Source organism: Klebsiella sp. WP4-W18-ESBL-05 (assembly GCF_014169075.1).
Lineage (GTDB): Bacteria > Pseudomonadota > Gammaproteobacteria > Enterobacterales > Enterobacteriaceae > Kluyvera > Kluyvera ascorbata_B.
Window position 1 is genome coordinate 1,393,010 of the sequence record NZ_AP022057.1, and the last position, 23,126, is coordinate 1,416,135.

The window sequence follows — 23,126 nt, forward strand, 5'->3', positions numbered from 1 at the left end:
GCGCTAAATGACCGTTAATAAACTATGGTGATGTGGCGCATTTTGCAGCCTGTTTTTGAGAAGAAGGTATCTATGGGTGAGATTAGTATTACCAAACTGCTGGTAGTGGCAGCACTGATTATTCTGGTGTTTGGTACCAAGAAATTACGGACTCTGGGTGGAGATCTGGGTTCAGCGATCAAAGGCTTTAAAAAAGCCATGAATGACGATGAAACCGCCGCGCAGAAGAGCGCAGACGAGACTCCGGCAGAAAAGCTCTCTCATAAAGAGTAAGCAGGGCAGCGTTTCAGATGACATGCGGGTGAATGCGTGTCATCCCTGGGTGTAACAACCCGCAGAAAAGGCTTCAGCATGACGATGCTGAAGCCTTTTTTGATACTATTTGATTTCCAAATGCATTTCATTGAAACAATTTATTTCTTCAATGAGCAATAAAAAAGCCGCTGTCGACAGAGAGCGGCTTTTTCGTATTGGCAACTATCCCTACTTCACTTCAATGCCTTTGGCCTGAAGATCGGCATGGTAGGACGAACGGACAAACGGGCCGCAGGCGGCGTGGGTGAAGCCCATCGCCAGCGCTTCGGCTTTCATCTCTTCAAACTCATCCGGGCTAACGTAGCGCTGTACCGGCAGGTGATGACGGCTCGGCTGCAGGTACTGGCCCAGCGTCAGCATGGTCACTCCGTGGCGGCGCAGATCGCGCATAACGTCGATAATTTCGGCGTTGGTTTCACCCAGGCCAACCATAAGGCCGGATTTCGTTGGGATTTCCGGGTGCGCTTCTTTGAAGCGCTCAAGCAGCTTCAGCGACCAGTTATAGTCGGCGCCCGGGCGAACCTGACGATACAGACGCGGCACGTTTTCCAGGTTGTGGTTAAACACGTCCGGCGGGGTTTCCGTCAGAATCGCTAAGGCGCGATCCATACGGCCGCGGAAGTCCGGTACCAGCGTTTCAATGCGGATGCTCGGGCTTTTCTCGCGAATTGCAGCAATACAGTCGGCGAAGTGCTGGGCGCCGCCGTCGCGCAGATCGTCACGATCGACGGAGGTGATAACTACATAGCGCAGCGCCATGTCAGCGATAGTTTGCGCCAGCTTTTGCGGTTCGTTGGCATCCGGGGTCACCGGGCGACCGTGGGCCACGTCGCAGAACGGGCAGCGACGGGTGCAGATTGCGCCAAGGATCATAAAGGTCGCGGTGCCGTGGTTGAAGCATTCTGCCAGGTTCGGGCAGGAGGCTTCTTCACACACGGAGTGCAGACCATTTTTACGCATGGCCGCTTTGATGCCCTGGATACGGGAAGAGTCCGCCGGAAGTTTAATTTTCATCCACTCCGGTTTTCGCAGCAGCGCTTCGCGCTCTGTTGCCACGTTTTTTACCGGGATAAGGGCCATCTTATCGGCATCGCGGTACTTTACACCGCGTTCCATCACAATGGGTTTACTCATAGCGTACGTGTTCCAGTTCCGAGTATCGAGGGAAAGCGTTTCAATTCAAGGGAATGTTGTATTTATCAACTATTTTTGAATTAATGGCAGGCAGTATACCATTGAAACGGGGTATAAAGCAGCCTGCCAGGCCGGCAAATTGTAAAATAGTTGTTGAATAATGCTTTTTTGCCGGCAGAGGATAGCGGGTGGCGGGTGAACTAGAATGCCTGATGGATGACGTTGATAATGTTTTGCATTACCGGGTCCCGCAGGCTGAGTTTATTGTAATGCAATGAAAAATCGACTCGTTCCTGCTGTAATGGCGCGAAATCCAGCGTGCACAGCGGCCAACACTGCTTAAAGATATGGTAGAAGCGCAGCGGCATGATGCCTATCAGGTTGCTCGAGGCGATCAGTGACGCAATGGTAAACAGGTTGTAACTGCTCACGCTGACCTGACGGTCGGGGAGCATGTCGCGAATGCGTTTGTAGAGGTCGTTCTGCCCGGCGCCGTCCATTGTCAGCAGCGTATGCTCGTATTGCATCAACGTTTCGGCCGACGGCTCTTCGTTAAGCGCAGGATGGTCGTTACGACAAACGAGCACCAGATTATCGCTGAAGAGGGCATGGCGGCCCAGCGTTCGCGGATTGTTATGCTCATGGTTGTCGATCACTAAATCGGTCTGGAACTGGCTAAGCTGGGCGTTGGCGTCGGTTACCGCCACGTTGCGTAGCAGCACCTGTGGGTAGGTCTGCTTCACCGCCTGATAGATAACCGGCATGACAATGGCCCCCACAGACGCCGCCGTCCCGATGGTGATCACCCGCTGTTTGTCATAGCTGCCGTCCAGGTCCAGTGCGCCGAGAATCGATTCCAGCCCCTGGCTAATGTACTCGTGCAGATGCGAGGCATAGGCAGTTGGCGTGACGCCCTGTCCTTTACGAATGAACAGCGGGTCAGGGAACAGCAGGCGGAGTTTCTGGATGGATTGACTAATGGCGGACGGCGTAAGGTTCAGGACTTTTGCCGCATTGACGATGCCTTTATGAACATAAACCGCTTCAAATATCGTCAACAGGTTCAGGTCTATATTGCGCAGGGTGCGAAAGATTTGTGGTGTGTCATTATCGACATTAAGGTTTATTTTATTTTCTGGCTTATTGTTATAATCCACACTGCTTACTCCATATTCATTCACACCATGAATGATAGTTGATAGTTACATTATTATTATTATTCCTGAGTCCATGTTACTGCAAGGTAAAAAATAGCAATTTTGCGTTATCCCTCAATGCATTAATGAATCTAATGCATTCATTAAATGTATATCAACACTCTCAGTTTTGCACAGAAATGAGATCTGCTTTGCACTTTTTTGCTAAATGTGCAGCAGGAAGATACGAAAAACGAGATATTGTTCAGCGGGCGAGTGACGAAGCGTTAATGGCCCAAAAAATATTGGGCCGAAATATATAATATATTAAGCAGAGATATATTCATGCGGCGGATTGTTTAGCCGCGCTAAAAATTTGTCCACAAGAATTGGGGATATATTTTCCGGTTTGGCTTCGCTCACCCACTGTGAGACCTGCGCCATCTCCATGCCCGCATAGCCGCAGGGGTTAATGCGCAGGAAAGGGGAAAGGTCCATCGCCACATTCAGCGCCAGCCCGTGGAAAGAGCAGCCCTTACGGATACGCAGCCCCAGCGAGCAAATCTTTTTCTCGCCAACGTAAACGCCCGGCGCGTCGGCGCGCGGATGGGCTTCAATCCCGAGTTCTGCCAGCGTATCGACCACGGCTTGCTCCAGCAGGGTCACCAGTTCACGTACGCCGAGCTTGCGGCGCTTCAGGTTTAACAGCACGTACATAACCTGCTGACCCGGGCCATGATAGGTTACCTGGCCGCCGCGATCGCTCTGAATGACCGGAATATCGCCCGGTACCAGCACATGTTCTGCTTTCCCCGCCTGACCCTGCGTAAAAACCGGCTGATGCTCAACCAGCCAGATCTCATCAAGCGTGGATTCATCACGGTTATCGGTAAAGTCGTGCATCGCCTGGGAAATAGGTTCGTAAGGCTGTAGGCCCAGTTGACGGATGAGGAGGGTATTGAAGTCCAAAACAGCGTCTCCGCAGAGGGGAAATAATGGACGCAGAGTATATCACAGACAGGTGGAGAGAAGCGTTACCCGGGCGTGCCGGGTAACGGTGATGCGATTACAGCACCATACGGACAATTTCAATATTGCCCAACTCTTCGTACAGCGTCTCGACCTGCTCAATGTGGGTTGCATTGATGGTAATGGACACCGAGTGGTAGTTGCCTTTGCTGCTCGGTTTTATCTGCGGAGAGTAATCACCTGGCGCATGGCGCTGTACCACTTCAACCACCAGGTCAACCAGCTCAGGTTTCGCCAGACCCATTACTTTGTAAGTAAACGGAGTAGGGAATTCAAGCAGTTCGTTCAGTTTGGTTTTCATGTCAGCTCCAGTGTTAAAAAAGAATAACTCCCGCATGGTTAGCGGGAGTTATTTTAGCTATGCATAGTATATGGGGATGGAAATCACACTTTCAAGTGGGTGATTTTTAACCAAACCAGTGATGGAACATTAATTTAATGTAATCAATGATTTTGCCGAAGAAGTTACCTTCCGGTATTTCTTGCAGCACCACCAGAGGGCGCTGGTCGATGGTTTTACCGTCCAGCTGGAAGTTAATGGTACCGACCACCTGGTTTTTCTGCAGCGGTGCGTGCAGCTCGCTGTTGTTCAGCACGTAGCTGGCTTTCAGGTCCTTCATGCGGCCGCGCGGGATGGTCAGGTAAACGTCTTTATCGACGCCCAGGGACGCACGATCGGTATCACCAAACCAGGCGGGTTCAGAGGCGAACTCTTTACCGGCTTTGATTGGGTTAACGGTTTCAAAGAAGCGGAAGCCCCAGGTCAGCAGCTTTTTGCTCTCAGTTTCACGCCCTTTGTAGGTGCGGCCGCCCATGACGGCAGAAACAAGGCGCATCTGGCCTTCGGTCGCGGAGGCCACCAGGTTGTAACCGGCTTTGTCGGTGTGGCCGGTTTTAATGCCGTCAACGTTCAGGCTATTGTCCCACAGCAGGCCGTTACGGTTTAGCTGACGAATGCCGTTAAAGGTGAACTCTTTTTCTTTGTAGATGGTGTATTCGTTCGGCACGTCGCGAATCAGCGCCTGGCCAATCATCGCCATATCACGTGCGGAACTGTACTGGCCGTCTGCATCCAGGCCGTGAACGGTCTGGAAGTGGGTGTTTTTCAGCCCCAGCGCGTTGACGTAGCTGTTCATCAGGCCCACGAAGGCATCCTGGCTGCCAGCGACGTAGTCGGCCATGGCAACACAGGCATCGTTACCCGATTGCAGGTTAATCCCGCGAATCAGCTGTGATACCGGTACCTGCATACCCGGCTTAAGGAACATCAGGGAAGAGCCTTTGAACACCGGGTTGCCGGTGGCCCAGGCATCGTTACCGATGGTGACCAAATCGGATTCTTTAAACTTGCCCGCTTTCATTGCCTGACCGATGACGTAGCTGGTCATCATTTTTGTCAGGCTGGCCGGATCGCGGCGGGCGTCAGCGTTTTGCTCAGCCAGCACCTTGCCGGAGTTGTAATCAATAAGAATGTAGGACTCGGCGTCAATCTGCGGAACGCCTGGAATCATGGTTTTGATGTTCAGGTCATCGGCGTGGGCGACGGAGCTCAGTGCTGCGACGGAGAGCGCCGGAATGAGTAAGCAAGCGAGAAAAGAGGTCTTCATGGTCAAAACAACGACATCCGTGATGGAGTTAAAAAGTGCCTTACTATAGCAAATGCCCTTTAGACAGGCATCCGACATCGTATATGACTTTGTTAATGACGTTTACATATACGAAGCATCGGATGCCGCGAGCGCTTTAGTTGGCGTGCGTAATAAACGATTGCAGCTGTGCTTCGCTCTGCAAACGTTGCTGTATGGTACCGGCTTCCGCTTTGCTGGCGAATGGACCGAGCTGAATACGCCAGACCGCGCCGTTTTGCGTTACGCGGCCCGGGACGGAGAACTGCTGGCTCAGACGCTGCTGATACTGCTGTGCGCGGGTCTGGTCGCTGACTGCGCCAACCTGAACTACGTAGTTTCCGGCTGCTGCTGCTGCAGGTGCGGCGACGGCAGCCGTCGCGGCTGGCGCGGCGCTTGCGGGGGCACTTACCGGCGCGGTAACCGGTGCCGCAGCCTGCGGCACCGGTGCCGGTGTGGACTCTTCGAGTACGCCGCTATTTAATGGTGTCGGAGCACCAAGGAAGCCACCGCTTTTCACCGGCGCGCCTTCGCCGCTGTCGGCTGAGGCGAGGGTATCGTTACTGATCGCGCGTACGTCACCCTGAGGCGCGCTGGCCTGCGGGGTGGAAGAGGCGCTGCCCATGCCGCCGCTCAGGTCAGGGCGGTCCGGGAGCGCGTAGGTTTGCTTCGCGACGGTGGTACAGGCCATGCCGGGGCCGGAAAGCGAACCATCCTGGGCGACGATAATCGGGTCGATACGGACTTTGGTATTGTTTGATGTGTTCAGACGATCCGCCGCCGCGCGGGAGAGCGAAATCACGCGATCGTTGCCATAAGGGCCGCGATCGTTAATACGCACTACGATCATCCGGCCGTTAGCCAGATTGGTAATACGCGCGTAGCTCGGCACCGGCAGGGTAGGGTGCGCGGCGGTAAGCTGCGTCGGATCGAACGCTTCGCCGATCGCCGTCAGATTGCTGCCCGGTTCGGCATCATAGATGGCGGCAAGCCCGGCCTGGCTGAAGTTGGACGGGTCCTGGACAATTCTATATTTCTTACCGTCGCGTTCGTAATCCTGATTCGCCGTCGCGTTCAGTGGCTCAAAGCGTGGATCGGCCCCGCTGATTTCCACCGTCGGGCCATTACATACCGCAGGTTTTGGTGCGGAGACGGTCTGCTGCTGAACATCATCACTCGAACAAGCCGCCAGCAGCCCTGCCGCTATGCAGATCCCAAGCCATTGCTTACGCATTGAGCACCCCTTAGACGCTTTTTGACAACATTTTCCTGTGGGTGTGTATCGACATGACGATACCGAACCCGGCCATCAGTACGATCAGGGCTGACCCCCCGTAGCTGACCAGCGGCAGCGGAACGCCCACCACCGGCAAGATGCCACTTACCATACCAATATTAACAAATACATAAACGAATAAAATCAGCATCAAACCACCGGCCATGACGCGGCCAAACGTGGTTTGCGCCTGGGCGGCGATCCACAGGCCGCGCATAATCAGTAGCACGTACAACGCCAGCAGAATCAGAATACCAATAAGCCCCAGCTCCTCGGCCAGTACCGCAAAGATAAAGTCGGTATGGCGTTCCGGCAAGAATTCGAGCTGCGATTGCGTGCCGTGCAACCAGCCTTTGCCACGCAGGCCGCCAGATCCGATGGCGATTTTGGACTGAATAATGTGGTAGCCCGCGCCCAGCGGATCGGATTCCGGGTCCATCAGCATCATCACGCGCTGGCGCTGATAGTCGTGCATCAGGAAGAACCAGAGTATCGGGATAAAGCAGGCGACCAGCACCACGGCGACCAGAATTAACCGCCAGCTCAGGCCTGCCAGGAACAGCACGAACAGGCCGGACAGGGCGACCAGGATGGATGTACCAAGGTCCGGCTGGGCGGCGACCAACAGCGTCGGCATGAAAATCAGCACCAGCGCGATGGCGGTATTTTTCAGCGTGGGCGGGCAAACGTCGCGGTTAATAAAACGCGCCACCATTAGCGGGACGGCGATTTTGGCTATCTCAGACGGCTGGAAGCGCACCACGCCGAGGTCCAGCCAGCGCTGGGCACCTTTGGAGATGGCGCCAAAGGCATCGACCGCCACCAGCAGGATAATACAGAAGATATACAGCCAGGGCGCCCAGCCTTCGTAGACTCGCGGCGGGATCTGTGCCATGACGACCATGATAACGAGCCCCATGGCGATCTGGCCAATTTTACGTTCCGTCATCCCCATGTCCTGGCCGCTGGCGCTCCAGATAACCAGCGCGCTATAGGTCAGCAGCGCCAGCAGAATCAGCAGCATGGCTGGGTCGAGGTGAATTTTATCCCAGAACGATTTTTTGTTCGGATTATCCGTCATGATTATTGGTCCTCCGACGCGGCTGCAGCAGGGTTCTCAGCCGGTAAATCGGTGTTGTTGTCGCCCAGCATGATGTGGTCAAGGATCTGACGCATGATGGTACCGACAGCCGGGCCAGCGCCGCCGTTCTCCAGGATAATCGCTACGGCGACCTGGGGATCGTTATACGGCGCAAAGGCGGTCATTAGTTTGTGGTCACGCAGACGCTCGGCAATACGATGCGCATTATAGGTTTCGTTAGCCTTCAGGCCAAAGACCTGCGCGGTACCGGATTTCGCCGCAATTTTATACGGTGCGCCGGCGAAGTATTTATGCGCGGTGCCGTTCGGGCGATTGGCTACGCCGTACATGCCGTCTTTGGCAATTTCCCAGTAGCCGGAATGAATGTCGCCAATCGGCGGCTCTTCAGGCTGAGTCCACGGCACTTTTTTACCGTCTTCGACCCGGCTTGCCAGCAGGTGAGGGATTTTCACCACGCCGTCGTTAATCAGGGTCATCAGCGCTTTGCTCATCTGAATCGGGGTCGCGGTCCAGTAGCCCTGGCCGATGCCGACAGGAATGGTATCGCCCTGATACCACGGTTTCTTAAAGCGCTTCAGCTTCCATTCGCGCGTCGGCATGTTACCGGAACGTTCTTCTGCCAGGTCGATGCCGGTGTAGTCGCCGTAGCCAAACTTACTCATCCACTCAGACAGGCGGTCGATCCCCATGTCATAGGCGACCTGGTAGAAGAAGGTATCCGCCGATTCTTCCAGCGCTTTGGTGACGTTAAGGTGCCCGTGGCCCCATTTTTTCCAGTCACGGTAGCGTTTTTCTGAGCCGGGAAGCTGCCACCAGCCCGGGTCAAACAGGCTGGTATTGCGGTTGATCACGCCTGCGCTCATTGCGGAAACCGCCACATACGGTTTCACCGTCGATGCCGGTGGGTAAACCCCCTGCGTCGCGCGGTTAACCAGCGGGGTATTCGGGTCGTTTAGCAGACCGCTGTAGTCTTTGCTGGAAATACCGTCAACGAACAGGTTGGGATCGTAGCTTGGCGTGGAAACCAGCGCCAGAATGCTGCCGGTGCGCGGGTCGGTGACCACCACGGCGGCACGGCTGCCCGCCAGCAGCGTTTCAATGTATTGCTGGAGCTTGAGATCGAGCGTCAGGTAAATATCGTGCCCGGCCTGCGGCGGCACTTCTTTAAGCTGACGAATGACGCGGCCGCGGTTGTTGACTTCAACCTCTTCGTAGCCGGTCTGCCCGTGGAGCATATCTTCGTAATAACGCTCAATACCCAGCTTCCCGATATCGTGGGTTGCCGCGTAGTTGGCCAGTTTGCCGTCTTTGTCCAACCGGTCGACGTCTTTATCGTTAATTTTTGATACGTAGCCGATAACGTGGGTCAGGGCAGAACCGTAGGGATAGAAACGGCGTTTATAGCCTTTGACTTCTACGCCAGGAAAGCGGTACTGATTGACGGCAAAGCGGGCCACCTGCACTTCGGTGAGGTTGGTTTTAAGCGGAATAGAGGTAAAGCGATGCGAACGGGCGCGCTCTTTTTTAAAGGCGGCGATATCGTCATCGCTGAGATCGACGACGTCGCGCAGGCCGTCGATGGTCTGCTGCACGCTGTCGACTTTTTCCGGCATGATTTCCAGCTGGTAGATGGTGCGGTTAAGCGCCAGCGGCGTACCGTTACGATCGTAGATTATGCCGCGGCTCGGTGCGATCGGCACCAGCTTGATGCGGTTTTCGTTAGAGCGCGTCTGATAGTCGGTGAAACGGACGATCTGTAAATTGTAGAGGTTGGCAATCAGCACGCCGGTAAGCAGCAAAATTCCCAAAAAAGCGACCACTGCCCGGCGCACAAAAAGCGCGGACTCTGCCGTATAGTCGCGAAAAGAATTCTGTAGTTTCATTCGCTGCTTAATCTACCCTGGTCATCATTACTCGCGGTGGTAAGGGTGGTTGGTGGTAATGCTCCACGCCCGATAAAGGCTTTCGGCGACCAGCACGCGCACCAGCGGGTGAGGGAGCGTCAGGGTGGAGAGCGACCAACTTTGTTCTGCTGCGGCCTTGCATGCCGGGGAAAGGCCTTCCGGACCGCCGATTAACAGGCTGACATCACGACCGTCACCCTTCCAGCGTTCCAGTTCGCGCGCAAGCTGCGGCGTATCCCAGGGTTTCCCGGGGATATCCAGCGTGACGATGCGGTTTTTTCCTGCGGCGGCGAGCATCATCTCGCCTTCTTTATCCAGAATACGTTTGATATCGGCGTTTTTACCGCGCTTGCCGGCGGGAATTTCCACCAGTTCGAACGGCATATCTTTCGGAAAACGACGAAGGTATTCGGTAAAACCGGTTTGTACCCAATCCGGCATTTTGGTGCCGACGGCGACCAACTGCAGCTTCACAACTTAACCCCAGAGTTTTTCCAGCTCATACAGGCGACGGCTCTCTTCCTGCATGACGTGGACAATGACATCGCCTAAATCAACGACAATCCAGTCGGCAACGCTTTCGCCTTCAACGCCTAATGGCAGCAGACCGGCTGCGCGGGATTCCTGAACCACATGATCGGCAATGGACATAACGTGGCGGCTGGAGGTGCCGGTGCAGATAACCATGCAATCAGTGATGCTGGATTTACCCTGAACATCAATTTTGATGATGTCCTGACCTTTTAAATCATCAATTTTGTCGACAACAAAATCCTGGAGTGCTTTACCCTGCAAGTGTTCCCCCTGGGGTGTGAAGATGAACGATATAAAACAGCCTGACAGTATACCCGAACTGAAAATATTGTCGGGACAAAAAATCACCAAACGGCCTTTCAGGCGGGGTATCATCCCATTCCTTCATGCCGATTGCATCGCCATTTTTGTAAAACAATTTCTGTCCACAAATGCTGGAGGGGGATGATTCAGGCTGCGGAGAATAACAGTCTATGGTTTGGTGTCAATGGGCTGGCGTCTCTGCGGCGCAGAAATCGGTTTTATCCCTCTTCCGGTAGCCAAATGGCCCGGCTGTTCAGCACCCGCAGCGTGGTAAATTCTGGCGTGAAATCAATGACGCTCCACGCGCCGTGATCGATGCGAAAATGCCACATGCTGGCGGTTGGCATTCCCAGTAAACAGGCGGTTAACAGGCTCAATACGCCCTGATGGCTGACGATAAGGAGATTCTGGTATGTATAGCCCGGTAATTCGGCGGCAAAGGCGGCGACGCGGCGGGAAAAGTCGGGGAAACCTTCACCGTTGGTGGGAGCCGCATGCTGCCAGTCGGCGCACCAGGCGGCATAGTTATCTTTGTCTTCTTTCTGCAGGTCGCGGTGGTGGCGCATTTCCCAGTCGCCGAAATACATTTCGTTGAGCAGCGGGTGGGGGGTAAAGGGAATGTCGCGCTCGCCGAGCAGCAGTCGTGCGGTGTGCTGGGTTCGCTCCAGTTCACTGCACAATACGCCATCGAAGGGAACCTGTCGTAGCATCTCGCCGAGGCGTATGGCCTGCTGCTGGCCACGGGCAGTCAGCGGCGTGGGGGCGTGGCCGCTATACAGCCCGGCTACGTTGGCTTCGGTTTCGCCGTGGCGAACTAACCAGAGTTTCATGCTGTCTTCCCCGTTTACAGGCCTAAGCGCCGTGGTGGTACAACCCCTGCTGCATAATATAGTTGAGCACCGGTTCTGGCATCATTTCGTCGCAAGACTCACCGCGCTCCAGGCGCTCGCGAATCAACGTCGCGGAGACGTCGAACCAGGGCGTTTCGGCGAGGAAAATTTTACCCGCGGGCTGATTGTGCAGGTCTTCAATATTGCTGGTAAGGTGACGATCCAGCCAGTCCTGATGCTCTTCCTGCTGCATAGTCAGCGGGTAGCCCGGGCGACGCGTCACCAGCAGGTGTACGTGCTCGAGAATCGTTTCATAGCGGTGCCAGCTAGGGAAGGTGAGCAGCGAGTCCTGTCCGATAATAAAGGCCAACGGCTTATCCGCGCCCTGTTCCGCGCGCCACTCCTGTAGGGTGTCGGCGGTAAACGACGGCGTGTCGCGACGCAGCTCGCGTTCGTCGAGTACGAATAGCGGCTTATCGGCAATCGCCAGCTCAACCATTAATTTACGCTGTTCGCTGGTGGCTTCCGGCTGTGGGCGATGCGGCGGCACGTTGTTGGGCATAATGATCACCCGCGAAAGACCAATCTGGTTAGCCAGAATCTCAACCGGCTTCAGGTGGCCGTAGTGGATGGGATCGAAGGTCCCGCCGAAAAGCGCCTGTAGTTTTGCCATATCATCCATCGATAAATACGTCGGCTAGCGCTTTGTGACAAAGCAGCAGCGACAAACTTTCCAGCTCAGCCCAAATGGACTGACCGTAATCTTGTTTCAGCGTCAGCTCGGCACGGCTGAGCAGGGTGACCGCCTGGCGCAGCTGCGGGCCGCTCAGACGGTTGAGCGCTTCGCCGACCATCCCCCGACGGTTTTGCCAGACGCGGTGTTTATCAAACAGCGAACGCAGTGGCGTATGCGCGCTCTGGCGCTTCAGCGTGACCAGCAGCAGCAGTTCACGCTGGACGGTGCGCAGCAGGATCACCGGCTCGCTGCCTTCGAGACGCAGCTGTTGCAGAATATGCAGCGCGCGTTTGCTCTTGCCGGCCAGCAGGGCGTCGACCCAGTGGAACGGCGTAAAGTGCGCGGCATCGTTGACCGCCTGTTCGACGCGCGGCAGCGTCAGCTTGCCGTCAGGCCACAGCAGTGACAGACGTTCCAGCGCCTGGGCCAGCGCCAGCAGGTTGCCCTCGTAGCAGTAGCAAAGTAGCTGACTGGCGGGTTCATCAAGCTGGAGGTTGCTCTGCTTTGCACGGTTAGCCAGCCAGCGCGGTAGCTGGGCCGGTTCCGGCGTCTGGCAGCTGATCTGCACGGCGCGGCTGGCCAGCGCCTGGATCCAGGCGGCATTTTCCTGTGATTTGGTCAGTTTATTGCCGCGCACGATCAGCAGCAGATCGTCATGCAGCAGGCTGACCAGCGTTGACAGCTGTTCGTTGATGGCCGCATTCGGGCCGTTTTCTGGCAGCAGCAGCAGCAGCGTCTGGCGACTGGCAAACAGGCTCATTGCCTGGCATAGCGAGAAGATCTCGTTCCAGTCGGTGCTGGCGTCCAGCGTGAATGTATGATGTTCGGTAAAGCCTTCGTTCACGCAGGCGTGGCGTATCGCATCCTGGCTTTCCTGAAGAAAAAGGGGGTCGTTACCGAGCAGGAGATACGCCGCGCGCAGCCCTTCAGAGAGCTGCGCGCGGAGTTGTTCTGGGTACAGCCGAATCATCAGTTACCCAGAGTAGTTGAAACACGAGAGCCGTTCGACGGCGTGACGGCCGCCTCGTCTTTACTCTCTTTCACATCGGCGATGTGAACGCTTGGCAGCTTACGAATCAGCTGCTCGGCGGCCTTCTGATACATCTCCTGAACGATCAGGCTTTGCTCGTTGTCTTTTGCCAACGCTTGCTGCGGGTTGTCAAAGAACGAACGGTACACTTTGGTGGTGATCGGGAAGATATCCTGGCCCGGGATCAGCACCGAAGCGTTGACCGTCATGACCATTTGATATTCTGCCGTCTGGCCGTTCTGGAATACCGATGCCGTGTCCTGAGCAAGGCTAATATTGCCCAGACGCAAAGACGGTACGTCCTGACGAAGCGTGCTCTGATCAAGCACCGTAATACCGCTGCTTCTCAGCTGTTCGCGCACCGCGCGGCTCAGCGGGCCGTTCGGATCGCCGGACTGCAGGATCAATGTTTTCATTTCATCCGGCACCTGCGTGGTACTACGCAGATGCCAGCCGCACCCGGCGGTGACCAGCACCGCCAAAGATAACAACAATGTTGTCAGATATCGCACGCTTCCTCCCGCGCTTAGCCTACGACCAGGTTAAGCAGTTTACCCGGTACGTAGATGACTTTACGTACGGTAACGCCTTCAAGGTATTTCGCCACCAGGGGTTCCTGGCCTGCGCGTTCACGCACCTGCTCTTCGGTCGCATCGACCGCGACGGTGATTTTACCGCGCACTTTACCGTTGACCTGTACGACGACCAGCGTGGTGTTTTCAACCATCGCGTTCTCGTCGGCAACCGGCCACGGCGCGTTATCGATATCGCCTTCGCCGCCCAGTTCCTGCCACAGCGTGAAGCTCACGTGCGGAGTGAACGGGTTGAGCATGCGCACGACAGCCAGCAGCGCTTCCTGCATCAGTGCTCTGTCCTGCGCGTCTTCCATCGGCGCTTTCGCCAGTTTGTTCATCAGCTCCATGATTGCCGCAATCGCGGTGTTGAAGGTCTGACGACGGCCGATATCATCGGTGACTTTGGCGATGGTTTTATGGACATCACGACGCAGCGCCTGCTGATCTTCGTTCAGCGCATCAACGTTGATGGCTGCCACTGGGCCACGAGCGGTGTGCTCGTAAACCAGTTTCCAGACACGTTTCAGGAAGCGGTTCGCCCCTTCAACGCCGGATTCCTGCCATTCCAGGGTCATGTCAGCCGGAGAGGCAAACATCATGAACAGACGTACGGTGTCGGCGCCGTAGCGTTCAACCATAACCTGCGGGTCGATGCCGTTGTTTTTGGACTTGGACATCTTGCTCATGCCGGTATACACCAGCTCATGGCCCGCCGCGTCTTTCGCCTTCACGATACGGCCTTTTTCGTCGCGCTCAACGATGGCGTCAACCGGGGAAACCCAGTTACGTTCGCCGTTTGCGCCCACGTAGTAGAAGGCATCTGCCAGCACCATGCCCTGACACAGCAGCTGTTTAGCCGGCTCGTCAGAGTTGACCAGGCCTGCATCGCGCATCAGTTTGTGGAAGAAGCGGAAGTAGAGCAGGTGCATGATGGCGTGTTCGATACCGCCAATGTAGATATCAACCGGCAGCCAGTAGTTAGCGGCTTTGGAATCCAGCATGCCTTCCTGATACTGCGGGCAGGTGTAGCGCGCGTAGTACCATGATGATTCCATAAAGGTATCGAAGGTGTCGGTTTCACGCAGCGCAGGCATACCGTTAACGGTGGTTTTCGCCCACTCCGGATCGGCTTTGATCGGGCTGGTGATACCGTCCATGACCACGTCTTCCGGCAGAATCACCGGCAGCTGATCTTCTGGCGTTGGCAGCACGGTGCCGTCTTCCAGCGTCACCATCGGGATCGGTGCGCCCCAGTAACGCTGGCGGGAAACGCCCCAGTCGCGCAGACGGTAGTTAACTTTGCGCTCGCCCACGCCTTTTGCTGCCAGTTTGTCGGCAATGGCGTTAAAGGCATCTTCAAAGGCCAGACCGTCGAATTCACCAGAGTTAAACAGCACGCCTTTTTCGGTCAGCGCCTGTTCAGACAGATCCGGCTCGCTGCCGTCAGCGGCCAGGATAACCGGCTTGATGGTCAGGCCGTATTTGGTGGCAAATTCGTAGTCGCGCTGGTCGTGACCCGGAACGGCCATCACCGCGCCGGTGCCATACTCCATCAGCACGAAGTTGGCAGCCCATACCGGAATCTCTTCGCCGGTCAGCGGGTGAACGGCTTTAAAGCCGGTGTCGACGCCTTTTTTCTCCATGGTCGCCATATCGGCTTCGGCCACTTTGGTGTTGCGGCATTCGTCGATAAAAGCAGCCAGCGCGGGGTTAGTCGCAGCGGCTTTCTGCGCCAGCGGGTGACCTGCAGCTACTGCCAGGTAGGTTGCGCCCATGAAGGTGTCTGGACGGGTGGTGTAAACGGTCAGCGTATTGTCGTAACCGGTCACGTCGAAGGTGATTTCTACGCCTTCAGAACGCCCGATCCAGTTGCGCTGCATCGTTTTCACGGTGTCAGGCCAGTGATCAAGGTTATCCAGGTCGCGCAGCAGTTCGTCAGCGTAAGCGGTGATTTTGATAAACCACTGTGGGATCTCTTTACGCTCAACTTTGGTATCGCAACGCCAGCAGCAGCCGTCGATAACCTGTTCGTTGGCCAGGACGGTCTGGTCGTTCGGACACCAGTTCACCGCAGACGTTTTCTTGTACACCAGGCCTTTTTTATACAGCTCGGTGAAGAATTTCTGTTCCCAGCGGTAGTATTCCGGGGTACAGGTTGCCAACTCGCGACTCCAGTCGTAACCAAAGCCCAGCATTTTGAGCTGGTTTTTCATGTACGCGATGTTGTCGTAGGTCCACGGCGCCGGGGCGGTGTTGTTTTTGACCGCGGCACCTTCAGCCGGCAGGCCGAACGCATCCCAGCCGATAGGCTGCAGGACGTTTTTGCCCAGCATGCGCTGATAGCGAGCGATAACGTCGCCGATGGTGTAGTTACGGACGTGGCCCATGTGTAGTCGACCAGAAGGATAGGGAAGCATCGACAGGCAGTAATACTTCTCTTTGCTCTCGTCTTCAGTAACTTCAAATGTGCGCTTCTCATCCCAGTGAAGCTGGACTTTCGATTCTATCTCTTCCGGGCGGTATTGCTCTTGCATGGCAGCCAGTAATCCTGTTTTCAATGCAGCTACAAATGTAGCCAGTAGATGTGGTATTTCAGATCCGCATAGCATAGCCCAAACGTGCACGTCAAAACAGCCTTTAGCACGTTAAGCCGATGAAAAGCTCAAGGCATAATTTACGCACTCTGTGGCAAAGCTGACAAAGCGAAAGAGAAATAACGGCTACTATTAGAATAGGTTAACTGGCTGGGAGAGGAAACAATGAACAAGGTTGCTCAAATTTACCGTGAACTGGTCGCTACGCTGAGTGAACGTTTACGTAACGGCGAACGTGATATCGATGCGCTGGTGGATCAGGCGCGGGCGAAAATCGCGCAAACCAGCGAGTTAACGCGCGGCGAAATCGACGAGCTGCTGCGCGCCGTCCGTCGGGATCTGGAAGAGTTTGCGATGAGCTACGGCGAAAGCCAGGAAGACGAGTCCGACAGCGTCTTTCTGCGGGTAATTAAAGAGAGTATCTGGCAGGAGCTGGCGGATATTACCGATAAAACGCAGCTGGAGTGGCGCGAGGTGTTTCAGGATTTAAGCCATCACGGTGTCTACCACAGCGGTGAGGTGGTGGGGCTGGGCAATCTGGTGTGCGAGAAGTGCCACTTCCACCTGGCGGTGTATACGCCGGACGTGTTGCCGCGCTGCCCGAAGTGTGGGCACGACCAGTTCCAGCGCAGGCCGTTTGAGCCGTAGTTAACGGTGCCGGATGGCGACGCGATGCGTCTTATCTGGCCTACACGTTTGTGTTATATGCAGGCCGGATAAGCGTTAGCGCCATCCGGCATCACTCAGGCGTAAAATTTTAGTCGTTCTGCCAGCAGGTCAACAAACGCCTGCCGGTCAACGTCTACCATCACCGCGGCATTTGGCTTATTCCCCGTCAGGAAGTAATAATCCACCACCGTCATCCCTTGGGTATATTTCCCCTGCGTTTCCACGCCAACCCAACGTTCTACGGTAGTGAATATTTCCGGCTTCAGCAGCCAGGCGATGGTGCAGGGGTCATGCAGCGGCGCGCCGACAAAGCCCCATTTCTCATCTTTGTGGTACTCAAGGAAGAAATCCAGCAGCTCCGCGACAATTGTCGCTACCGGGTTGCCAATGGCGCGAAAACGCTCGGTGTCTTCAGCGTGGATCTGCGCTTTATGCGTCACATCCAGGCCCGCCATCACGACCGGAATACCGGACTGGAAGACGATTTCTGCCGCTTCCGGATCAACGTAAATATTGAACTCGGCGGCGGGCGTCCAGTTGCCCAGGCTCATTGCGCCGCCCATGATCACAATACGGGTGATTTTCGCCCGCAGCTCCGGGTGCGAGTTCAGCAACAGCGCGACGTTGGTCTGCGGCCCGGTGGAGACAATGGTCACCGGTTCCGGGCTCTCGCGCAGGGTTTTCGCCATCAGTTCTACGGCAGTGCAGCTTTGTGGGGCAAATGCCGGCTCCGGCAGCGCCGGGCCATCAAGGCCGCTTTCACCGTGGACGTTATCGGCAATAATGAGTTCGCGCATCAGCGGCTTCACCGCGCCGCCCGCCACCGGGATATCCGGGCGTTTCAGTAATGTCAGCATGCGCAGAACGTTACGCAGGGTTTTCTCCGGCGTCTGGTTACCGGCGGAAGAGGTGATGGCTTTCACCTCCAGCTCGGGGGAGGCGAGGGCGAGCACGATAGCGATCGCGTCATCATGACCTGGGTCGCAGTCCAGAATAATTGGCAGTGCCATAGCGGCTCCTTGTTCGCGTTATTTTGTGACAAGGGTAAGGCCTGCTAATGGAATGAACGAGAGGGTAAGCGTTAAAGCGTGATGCAGCGCGCACTCTGCCGAGTGCGCGCGGGAAGGTTAGTGCAGAATTTTCGCAAGGAAGTCTTTGGCGCGGTCCGATTTCGGGTTGGCGAAGAAGGCCTCTTTTTCGGCATCTTCAACGATCTTACCTTCGTCCATAAAGATCACCCTGTTGGCCACTTTGCGCGCAAAGCCCATTTCGTGGGTCACCACCATCATGGTCATGCCTTCATGCGCCAGCTCAACCATAACATCCAGCACTTCGTTGATCATTTCAGGATCGAGCGCGGAGGTGGGTTCGTCAAACAGCATGGCGACCGGATCCATACATAGCGCGCGGGCGATCGCCACGCGCTGCTGCTGACCGCCGGAAAGCTGCGCTGGAAACTTGTTGGCATGCGCGGAAAGGCCGACGCGCTCAAGCAGCTTTAAGCCCTTTTCGCGGGCGGCCGCTTTATCTCGCTTCAGCACCTTAACCTGCGCCAGAGTGAGGTTCTCAATAATCGACAGGTGCGGGAACAGCTCGAAGTGCTGGAATACCATGCCGACGTGAGAGCGCAGCTTTGCCAGATTGGTTTTCTTGTCGTTCACCTTGGTGCCGTTGACAAGAATTTCCCCTTGTTGCACGGGTTCCAGACCGTTGACGGTTTTGATCAGCGTGGATTTGCCGGAGCCGGACGGCCCGCACACCACCACCACTTCGCCTTTTTTTACTTCCGTGGAGCAGTCGGTCAACACCTGAAAGTGACCATACCATTTAGAGACGTTTTTCAGGGTAATCATTATACGGTCCTTTTCTTCAAGTAGCTGACCAGCAGCGAGGCGCTAAGACTAATCACAAAATAAACAAAACCAGCAAACAGAATCATTTCTACCTGGGTACCGTCACGTTCGCCGATAGTTGAGGCGGTACGGAAGAAGTCTGCGAGGCTTAACACGTATACCAGCGAGGTATCCTGGAACAGCACGATCCCCTGAGTCAGCAGCAGCGGCACCATGGCACGGAAGGCCTGCGGCAGAATGATAAGCTTCATCGACTGCCAGTGGGTCATCCCCAGCGCCAGCGCAGCGCTGGACTGGCCGCGTGAAATACTCTGGATACCGGCGCGGATAATCTCGGAGTAATAGGCGGCTTCGAACATCGAGAACGCCACCATTGCCGAGATCAGGCGAATATCGCTTTTCGGTGACAGCCCCAGTACGTTTTGCAGGAAACCGGGCACAATCAGGTAGAACCACAGCAGCACCATCACCAGCGGGACGGAGCGGAACACGTTGACGTAGGCTTTGGCAAACCAGGCAATCGGCTTGAAGGATGACAGGCGCATGACCGCCAGCAGCGTCCCCCAGACGATACCGATAACAATTGCCGTAACGGTAATTTTGAGCGTGACGACCAGACCTGCAATCAGGTAGGGCATCGACGGAACGATAGAACTCCAGTCAAATTCGTACATTATTTACCCCCCAGGTTGCCGGGCAGGCGGATTTTCCGTTCTACCACAGCCATCACTAACATAATGACCGCGTTAATCAGCACGTATGCCAGGGTAATCGCCGTAAAGGATTCCCAGGCGTGCGCGGAATAGTCCAGCAGCTTGCCGGCCTGTGCCGCCATATCGACCAGACCGATGGTGGAGGCGATGGCTGAGTTCTTCACCAGGTTCATCATCTCTGAGGTCATCGGTGGCACGATCACGCGATAGGCGTTCGGCAGCAGCACGTAGCGATAGGTTTGCGGCAGCGTAAGCCCCATCGCCAGCCCGGCGTTTTTTTGCCCGCGCGGCAGCGACTGAATTGCCGCACGCACCTGCTCACAAACGCGCGCGGCGGTGAACAGACCCAGGCAAATCATGGAGGAGAGGAAGAACTGAATGTTTGGATCCAGCTCGGATTTAAACCACATGCCGAGGTTTTCCGGCAGCAGCTCCGGCACCACAAGGTACCAGGTAAAGAACTGCACGATCAGCGGCACGTTGCGGAACAATTCGACGTAGCAGGTGCCGATACCCGATAAGAACCGGTTAGGCACGGTACGCAAAATGCCGAACAGCGAGCCGACGAGAAACGCGATAATCCAGGCGGTGATAGAGAGCGCGACGGTGACCTGGAAACCGCTCCAGAGCCAGCCGAGATAGGTGGTGTTGCCGAAAGGGGCCTGTTGTAAAAAGATGCCCCAGTTCCAGTCTATTGACATAATAAACTCCAGAAAAAAAAGGGTAGCAGTACGACCTGCTACCCTCGAAGATTGTTGAACAGCGTTTTGCGGTATTCAGGCCAGGTGGGGAACGACCACCTGACGTATAGTCTGTCCGTGCTGAACCACAATCGAGAGGGCAGATTGTTCCGCCCCATATTTTTTATTAGTTAAGCGCTTTATCGTTTGGCGTTTTGAACAGCGTTTTCATCTCTTCCGAGAGCTCAAAGTTCATGTTCAGATTTTTAGGCGGAATCGGGTTCTTGAACCACTTATCAAACCACTTGGTGGCTTCGCCGGAGGTCTGCGCCTGGGCGATAGTATCGTCCATCAGCTTTTTAAACTCAGGGTCATCTTTGCGCAGCATACAGCCATAGGCTTCCTGGGACTGCGGTTTGCCGACAATTTCCCAGTTGTCCGGTTTTTTGGCTTTCGCACGTTCGCCGGCCAGCAGCGCGTCATCCATCATAAAGGCTACCGCACGGCCGCTTTCCAGGGTGCGGAAAGAGTCGCCGTGGTCTTTGGCGCTAATGATGCGCATATTCATTTTCTGCTCGTCGTTCAGCTTATGCAGCAGAACTTCGGAGGTGGTACCGGAGGTCACCACTACCGCTTTGTCTTTCAGATCCGGGAAGTCTTTAATCGGACCGCCTTTTTTCACCAGCAGGCGGGTGCCGACGACGAAGATGGTGTCAGAGAAGGCGGCCTGCTTCTGGCGCTCGAGGTTGTTGGTGGTTGAGCCACACTCGAAGTCAAACGTGCCGTTTTGCAGCAGCGGAATACGGTTTTGAGAGGTAATTGGAATCAGCTTCACGTCCAGCTTCGGGTTGTTCAGCTTTTTCTTTACCGCTTCAACGATGGCGTTGGAATAGTCCTGAGAGTAACCGACCACTTTCTGCTGGTTATCGTAATAGGAGAACGGCACGGATGATTCGCGGTGACCCACGACGATAACGCCGTTTTTCGCGATTTTTTCCAGAGTCGATTGCTGCTGTGCGGCATCGGCGGCTGGCTTTGCGTCTTCAGCATGTGCCAGACCGGCGGTAACACCCATGACCAGCATGGCAGCGGCCAGTTTACGTAATTGCATATCCAACTCCTTTATCCTCTGCATCGGTAAGGATGCATTGATACCCATTGTGAATGTTGTGTTGTTATCACTGCGTCTTTAGCGTGCAGCGTTATCTGTGTTTGTTAGCATTTAGTTTGGCTTAATGTAAAGATTTTGCTGCGTTATTGTTTATTTTTGCGAAGCACACCGCACCGCTTTGAGGCAATAATCGCCGTTTGCACAAAAATGGTGCTACCGGCGGCGTGTCGTGGTGCAACCCAGTTGCCCCTGGCGGTGATATGCAGCTTCTTGATTATATAAAGCAATTGGCGTGCCAGAATGGGGCTTGGAAGAGGAAGTGCTGGTGGGGAAAATCGCGTAGGCCTGATAAGCGTAGCGCCATCAGGCCCGATGCAGCGCGACTGCCGGATGGCGGCGTACCGCCTTATCCGGCCTACATTCGATAGTGCAATACTTTATTTGCGACGTTGACGCAGGCTCATCACCAGGGCGCCAAAACCGAACAGCGCGGTAATCAGCCATAGCGTCCAATCACCGGTGCGCGCATACGGCGTCAGGCCGGTGGTTGGCGTCACCTTGGTGGTCAGTACCTGACGGGTGAACTGCGGGATCATATCCTGAATTTCACCGCGCGGGCCAATCACTGCCGTAATGCCGTTGTTGGTGCTGCGCAGCAGCGGGCGCGCCAGCTCCAGCGCGCGCATCCGCGCCATCTGGAAGTGCTGCCACGGGCCGATGGACTTACCGAACCACGCGTCGTTGGAGATAGTCAGCAGGAAGTTGGTGTCCGGGCGGAAGTTGTCGCGTACCTGCTGGCCGAGAATGATCTCGTAGCAGATCGCCGCAGTCAGCTTCAGATTATGCGCCTGCAGCTGCGGTTGAATGTACGGCCCGCGGCTGAAGGAGGACATCGGCAGGTCAAAGAACGGCGCCAGCGGGCGCAGAATCGATTCCAGCGGCACAAACTCACCAAACGGCACCAGATGGTTTTTGTTATAGCGGTTGCTGGATTCATAGCTGTACGGGCTGTCTTTGCCCAGCGTGATGATGGTGTTATAGGTGTCGTAGCGATTCTGCTTATTAAGGCGTGAGTCGACGATACCGGTAATCAGCGTGCTGTCTTTGGCGCGCAGTAAATCGTCCATCATGCTGAGGAAGCGCTGCTGGTTGATTTCCAGATCCGGAATTGCCGACTCCGGCCAGATAATCAGCTGCGATTTGCCCATCACCTGCTCGGTGGCGTCGAGGTAGACTTTCAGGGTATTCAGCAGCTGGTTTTCGTCCCACTTCAGCGCCTGAGGGATGTCGCCCTGTACCAGCGAAACCTGGGTCGTTTTGTCGGTTTGCAGGGTATACCACTGGATATAGCGCAGCGGGAAGGGCAGAGCGAACAGAATGACGCCAGCCGCCAGCGGACGCCAGTTGCGGGTAACCAGCGCCAGCGCCAGCAGGCCGCTCACCGCCATCAGCAGGAAGTTAATCGCGCCGACGCCCATCACCGGCGCCAGTCCTTTCAATGGGCCGTCAATCTGGCTGTAGCCAAACTGTAGCCATGGGAAGCCGGTGAGCACCCAGCCGCGCAGGAACTCGGTAAGCTGCCAGACCACCGGGGCGGCGATTGCCATGCGCACCCAGTTTGTCTTCGGCCATAAGCGCGACAAAATACCGGCAAAAAGCCCGGTATAGAGCGAGAGATAGGCGGCCAGCAGCACCACAAGAAAGACGTTAACCGGGCCGGGCATACCGCCGAACTGCGCAATACTCACGTAAACCCAGTTGATACCGGAGCCAAACAGGCCGAAGCCCCAGGCATAACCGATAGCGGCCGCCTGCACCGGGCGACGGTTGAGCGTCAGCCCTTGCAGGCCCATCAGCGATATTATCGCCGCTGGCCAGATGTCATAAGGAGAAAAAGCCAGCGTACCGCTGGCTCCGAAAAGTAGCGCCAGCAGCAGGCGAATGCGCTGGCGTTCAAGCAATGAGGCAAATGCCATG

Annotated in this window: 23 protein-coding genes; 2 read left to right on the forward strand and 21 right to left on the reverse strand. The window is 55.6% G+C overall.

Annotation, left to right across the window (positions count from 1 at the left end; translation table 11 throughout):
• Positions 1-72: 72 nt before the first annotated feature.
• A complete protein-coding gene (gene tatE, locus H7R58_RS06690; protein ID WP_106924707.1) occupies positions 73-273 on the forward strand; it encodes a twin-arginine translocase subunit TatE in 201 nt (66 codons plus the stop codon).
• Between the two features lie 210 nt (positions 274-483).
• Here the strand turns inward: tatE and lipA are convergent, their stop codons facing one another.
• The 15 genes from lipA to leuS all read right to left on the reverse strand — a co-directional run bounded on the left by lipA (position 484) and on the right by leuS (position 16,063).
• Complete coding sequence (gene lipA / locus H7R58_RS06695; RefSeq protein ID WP_182929293.1) at positions 484-1,449, reverse strand: lipoyl synthase; 966 nt, start codon at positions 1,447-1,449, stop codon at positions 484-486.
• A gap of 200 nt (positions 1,450-1,649) precedes the next feature.
• On the reverse strand, positions 1,650-2,606 hold the full coding sequence (locus H7R58_RS06700; protein WP_182928315.1) for a YbeF family transcriptional regulator: 957 nt from the start codon (positions 2,604-2,606) through the stop codon (positions 1,650-1,652).
• A gap of 306 nt (positions 2,607-2,912) precedes the next feature.
• Positions 2,913-3,554, reverse strand: a complete 642-nt coding sequence (gene lipB, locus H7R58_RS06705) for a lipoyl(octanoyl) transferase LipB (RefSeq protein WP_182934679.1) — start codon at positions 3,552-3,554, stop codon at positions 2,913-2,915.
• A gap of 97 nt (positions 3,555-3,651) precedes the next feature.
• Positions 3,652-3,915, reverse strand: a complete 264-nt coding sequence (gene ybeD, locus H7R58_RS06710) for a DUF493 family protein YbeD (protein WP_035894333.1) — start codon at positions 3,913-3,915, stop codon at positions 3,652-3,654.
• A 106-nt stretch (positions 3,916-4,021) separates the two neighbouring features.
• Complete coding sequence (dacA, locus tag H7R58_RS06715) at positions 4,022-5,221, reverse strand: D-alanyl-D-alanine carboxypeptidase DacA (protein WP_106924703.1); 1,200 nt, start codon at positions 5,219-5,221, stop codon at positions 4,022-4,024.
• Positions 5,222-5,357: 136 nt separating this feature from the next.
• The gene (rlpA, locus tag H7R58_RS06720) at positions 5,358-6,473 is read right to left on the reverse strand and encodes an endolytic peptidoglycan transglycosylase RlpA (RefSeq protein WP_182929291.1); all 1,116 of its coding nucleotides are present in this window, start codon (positions 6,471-6,473) and stop codon (positions 5,358-5,360) included.
• Positions 6,474-6,483: 10 nt separating this feature from the next.
• On the reverse strand, positions 6,484-7,596 hold the full coding sequence (mrdB, locus tag H7R58_RS06725) for a peptidoglycan glycosyltransferase MrdB (protein ID WP_106924701.1): 1,113 nt from the start codon (positions 7,594-7,596) through the stop codon (positions 6,484-6,486).
• Between the two features lie 2 nt (positions 7,597-7,598).
• A complete protein-coding gene (gene mrdA, locus H7R58_RS06730) occupies positions 7,599-9,500 on the reverse strand; it encodes a peptidoglycan DD-transpeptidase MrdA (RefSeq protein WP_106924700.1) in 1,902 nt (633 codons plus the stop codon).
• A 27-nt stretch (positions 9,501-9,527) separates the two neighbouring features.
• The gene (gene rlmH / locus H7R58_RS06735; protein WP_064548242.1) at positions 9,528-9,995 is read right to left on the reverse strand and encodes a 23S rRNA (pseudouridine(1915)-N(3))-methyltransferase RlmH; all 468 of its coding nucleotides are present in this window, start codon (positions 9,993-9,995) and stop codon (positions 9,528-9,530) included.
• 3 nt (positions 9,996-9,998) lie between these two features.
• Positions 9,999-10,316: a ribosome silencing factor gene (rsfS, locus tag H7R58_RS06740; RefSeq protein ID WP_106924699.1), complete on the reverse strand. Its 318-nt coding sequence runs from the start codon at positions 10,314-10,316 to the stop codon at positions 9,999-10,001.
• 260 nt (positions 10,317-10,576) lie between these two features.
• The gene (locus tag H7R58_RS06745) at positions 10,577-11,188 is read right to left on the reverse strand and encodes an adenosylcobalamin/alpha-ribazole phosphatase (protein ID WP_106924698.1); all 612 of its coding nucleotides are present in this window, start codon (positions 11,186-11,188) and stop codon (positions 10,577-10,579) included.
• Positions 11,189-11,210: 22 nt separating this feature from the next.
• Positions 11,211-11,870 carry a nicotinate-nucleotide adenylyltransferase gene (gene nadD, locus H7R58_RS06750; RefSeq protein WP_146145691.1) on the reverse strand — a complete coding sequence of 220 codons (660 nt, stop codon included), beginning with the start codon at positions 11,868-11,870 and terminating at the stop codon, positions 11,211-11,213.
• Positions 11,863-12,894 carry a DNA polymerase III subunit delta gene (gene holA / locus H7R58_RS06755; protein WP_182929290.1) on the reverse strand — a complete coding sequence of 344 codons (1,032 nt, stop codon included), beginning with the start codon at positions 12,892-12,894 and terminating at the stop codon, positions 11,863-11,865. Before holA ends, nadD begins: the two co-directional genes overlap by 8 nt.
• Positions 12,894-13,466 (reverse strand): LPS assembly lipoprotein LptE, encoded by a 573-nt coding sequence (gene lptE, locus H7R58_RS06760; RefSeq protein ID WP_182929289.1) that lies wholly within the window; start codon positions 13,464-13,466, stop codon positions 12,894-12,896. Before lptE ends, holA begins: the two co-directional genes overlap by 1 nt.
• Before the next feature lie 14 nt (positions 13,467-13,480).
• The gene (gene leuS / locus H7R58_RS06765; protein WP_106924694.1) at positions 13,481-16,063 is read right to left on the reverse strand and encodes a leucine--tRNA ligase; all 2,583 of its coding nucleotides are present in this window, start codon (positions 16,061-16,063) and stop codon (positions 13,481-13,483) included.
• 225 nt (positions 16,064-16,288) lie between these two features.
• Here leuS and H7R58_RS06770 point away from each other — a divergent pair, with 225 nt between their 5' ends.
• Positions 16,289-16,771: a zinc ribbon-containing protein gene (locus H7R58_RS06770; protein WP_182928314.1), complete on the forward strand. Its 483-nt coding sequence runs from the start codon at positions 16,289-16,291 to the stop codon at positions 16,769-16,771.
• Positions 16,772-16,866: 95 nt separating this feature from the next.
• Here the strand turns inward: H7R58_RS06770 and rihA are convergent, their stop codons facing one another.
• The 6 genes from rihA to lnt all read right to left on the reverse strand — a co-directional run bounded on the left by rihA (position 16,867) and on the right by lnt (position 23,125).
• A complete protein-coding gene (gene rihA / locus H7R58_RS06775; RefSeq protein ID WP_182929288.1) occupies positions 16,867-17,802 on the reverse strand; it encodes a pyrimidine-specific ribonucleoside hydrolase RihA in 936 nt (311 codons plus the stop codon).
• A gap of 117 nt (positions 17,803-17,919) precedes the next feature.
• Complete coding sequence (locus H7R58_RS06780) at positions 17,920-18,645, reverse strand: amino acid ABC transporter ATP-binding protein (RefSeq protein WP_106924691.1); 726 nt, start codon at positions 18,643-18,645, stop codon at positions 17,920-17,922.
• Entirely contained in the window at positions 18,645-19,319 is a 675-nt protein-coding gene (gene gltK / locus H7R58_RS06785; protein ID WP_106924690.1) for a glutamate/aspartate ABC transporter permease GltK, read from the reverse strand. The genes H7R58_RS06780 and gltK overlap by 1 nt, the downstream gene beginning before the upstream one ends.
• Positions 19,319-20,059 (reverse strand): amino acid ABC transporter permease, encoded by a 741-nt coding sequence (locus H7R58_RS06790; protein WP_106924689.1) that lies wholly within the window; start codon positions 20,057-20,059, stop codon positions 19,319-19,321. The genes gltK and H7R58_RS06790 overlap by 1 nt, the downstream gene beginning before the upstream one ends.
• A 166-nt stretch (positions 20,060-20,225) precedes the next feature.
• Positions 20,226-21,149 carry an amino acid ABC transporter substrate-binding protein gene (locus H7R58_RS06795; RefSeq protein ID WP_106924688.1) on the reverse strand — a complete coding sequence of 308 codons (924 nt, stop codon included), beginning with the start codon at positions 21,147-21,149 and terminating at the stop codon, positions 20,226-20,228.
• A 437-nt stretch (positions 21,150-21,586) separates the two neighbouring features.
• Positions 21,587-23,125, reverse strand: coding sequence for an apolipoprotein N-acyltransferase (lnt, locus tag H7R58_RS06800; RefSeq protein ID WP_182929287.1), 1,539 nt, complete (start codon positions 23,123-23,125; stop codon positions 21,587-21,589).
• Position 23,126 lies beyond the last annotated feature (1 nt).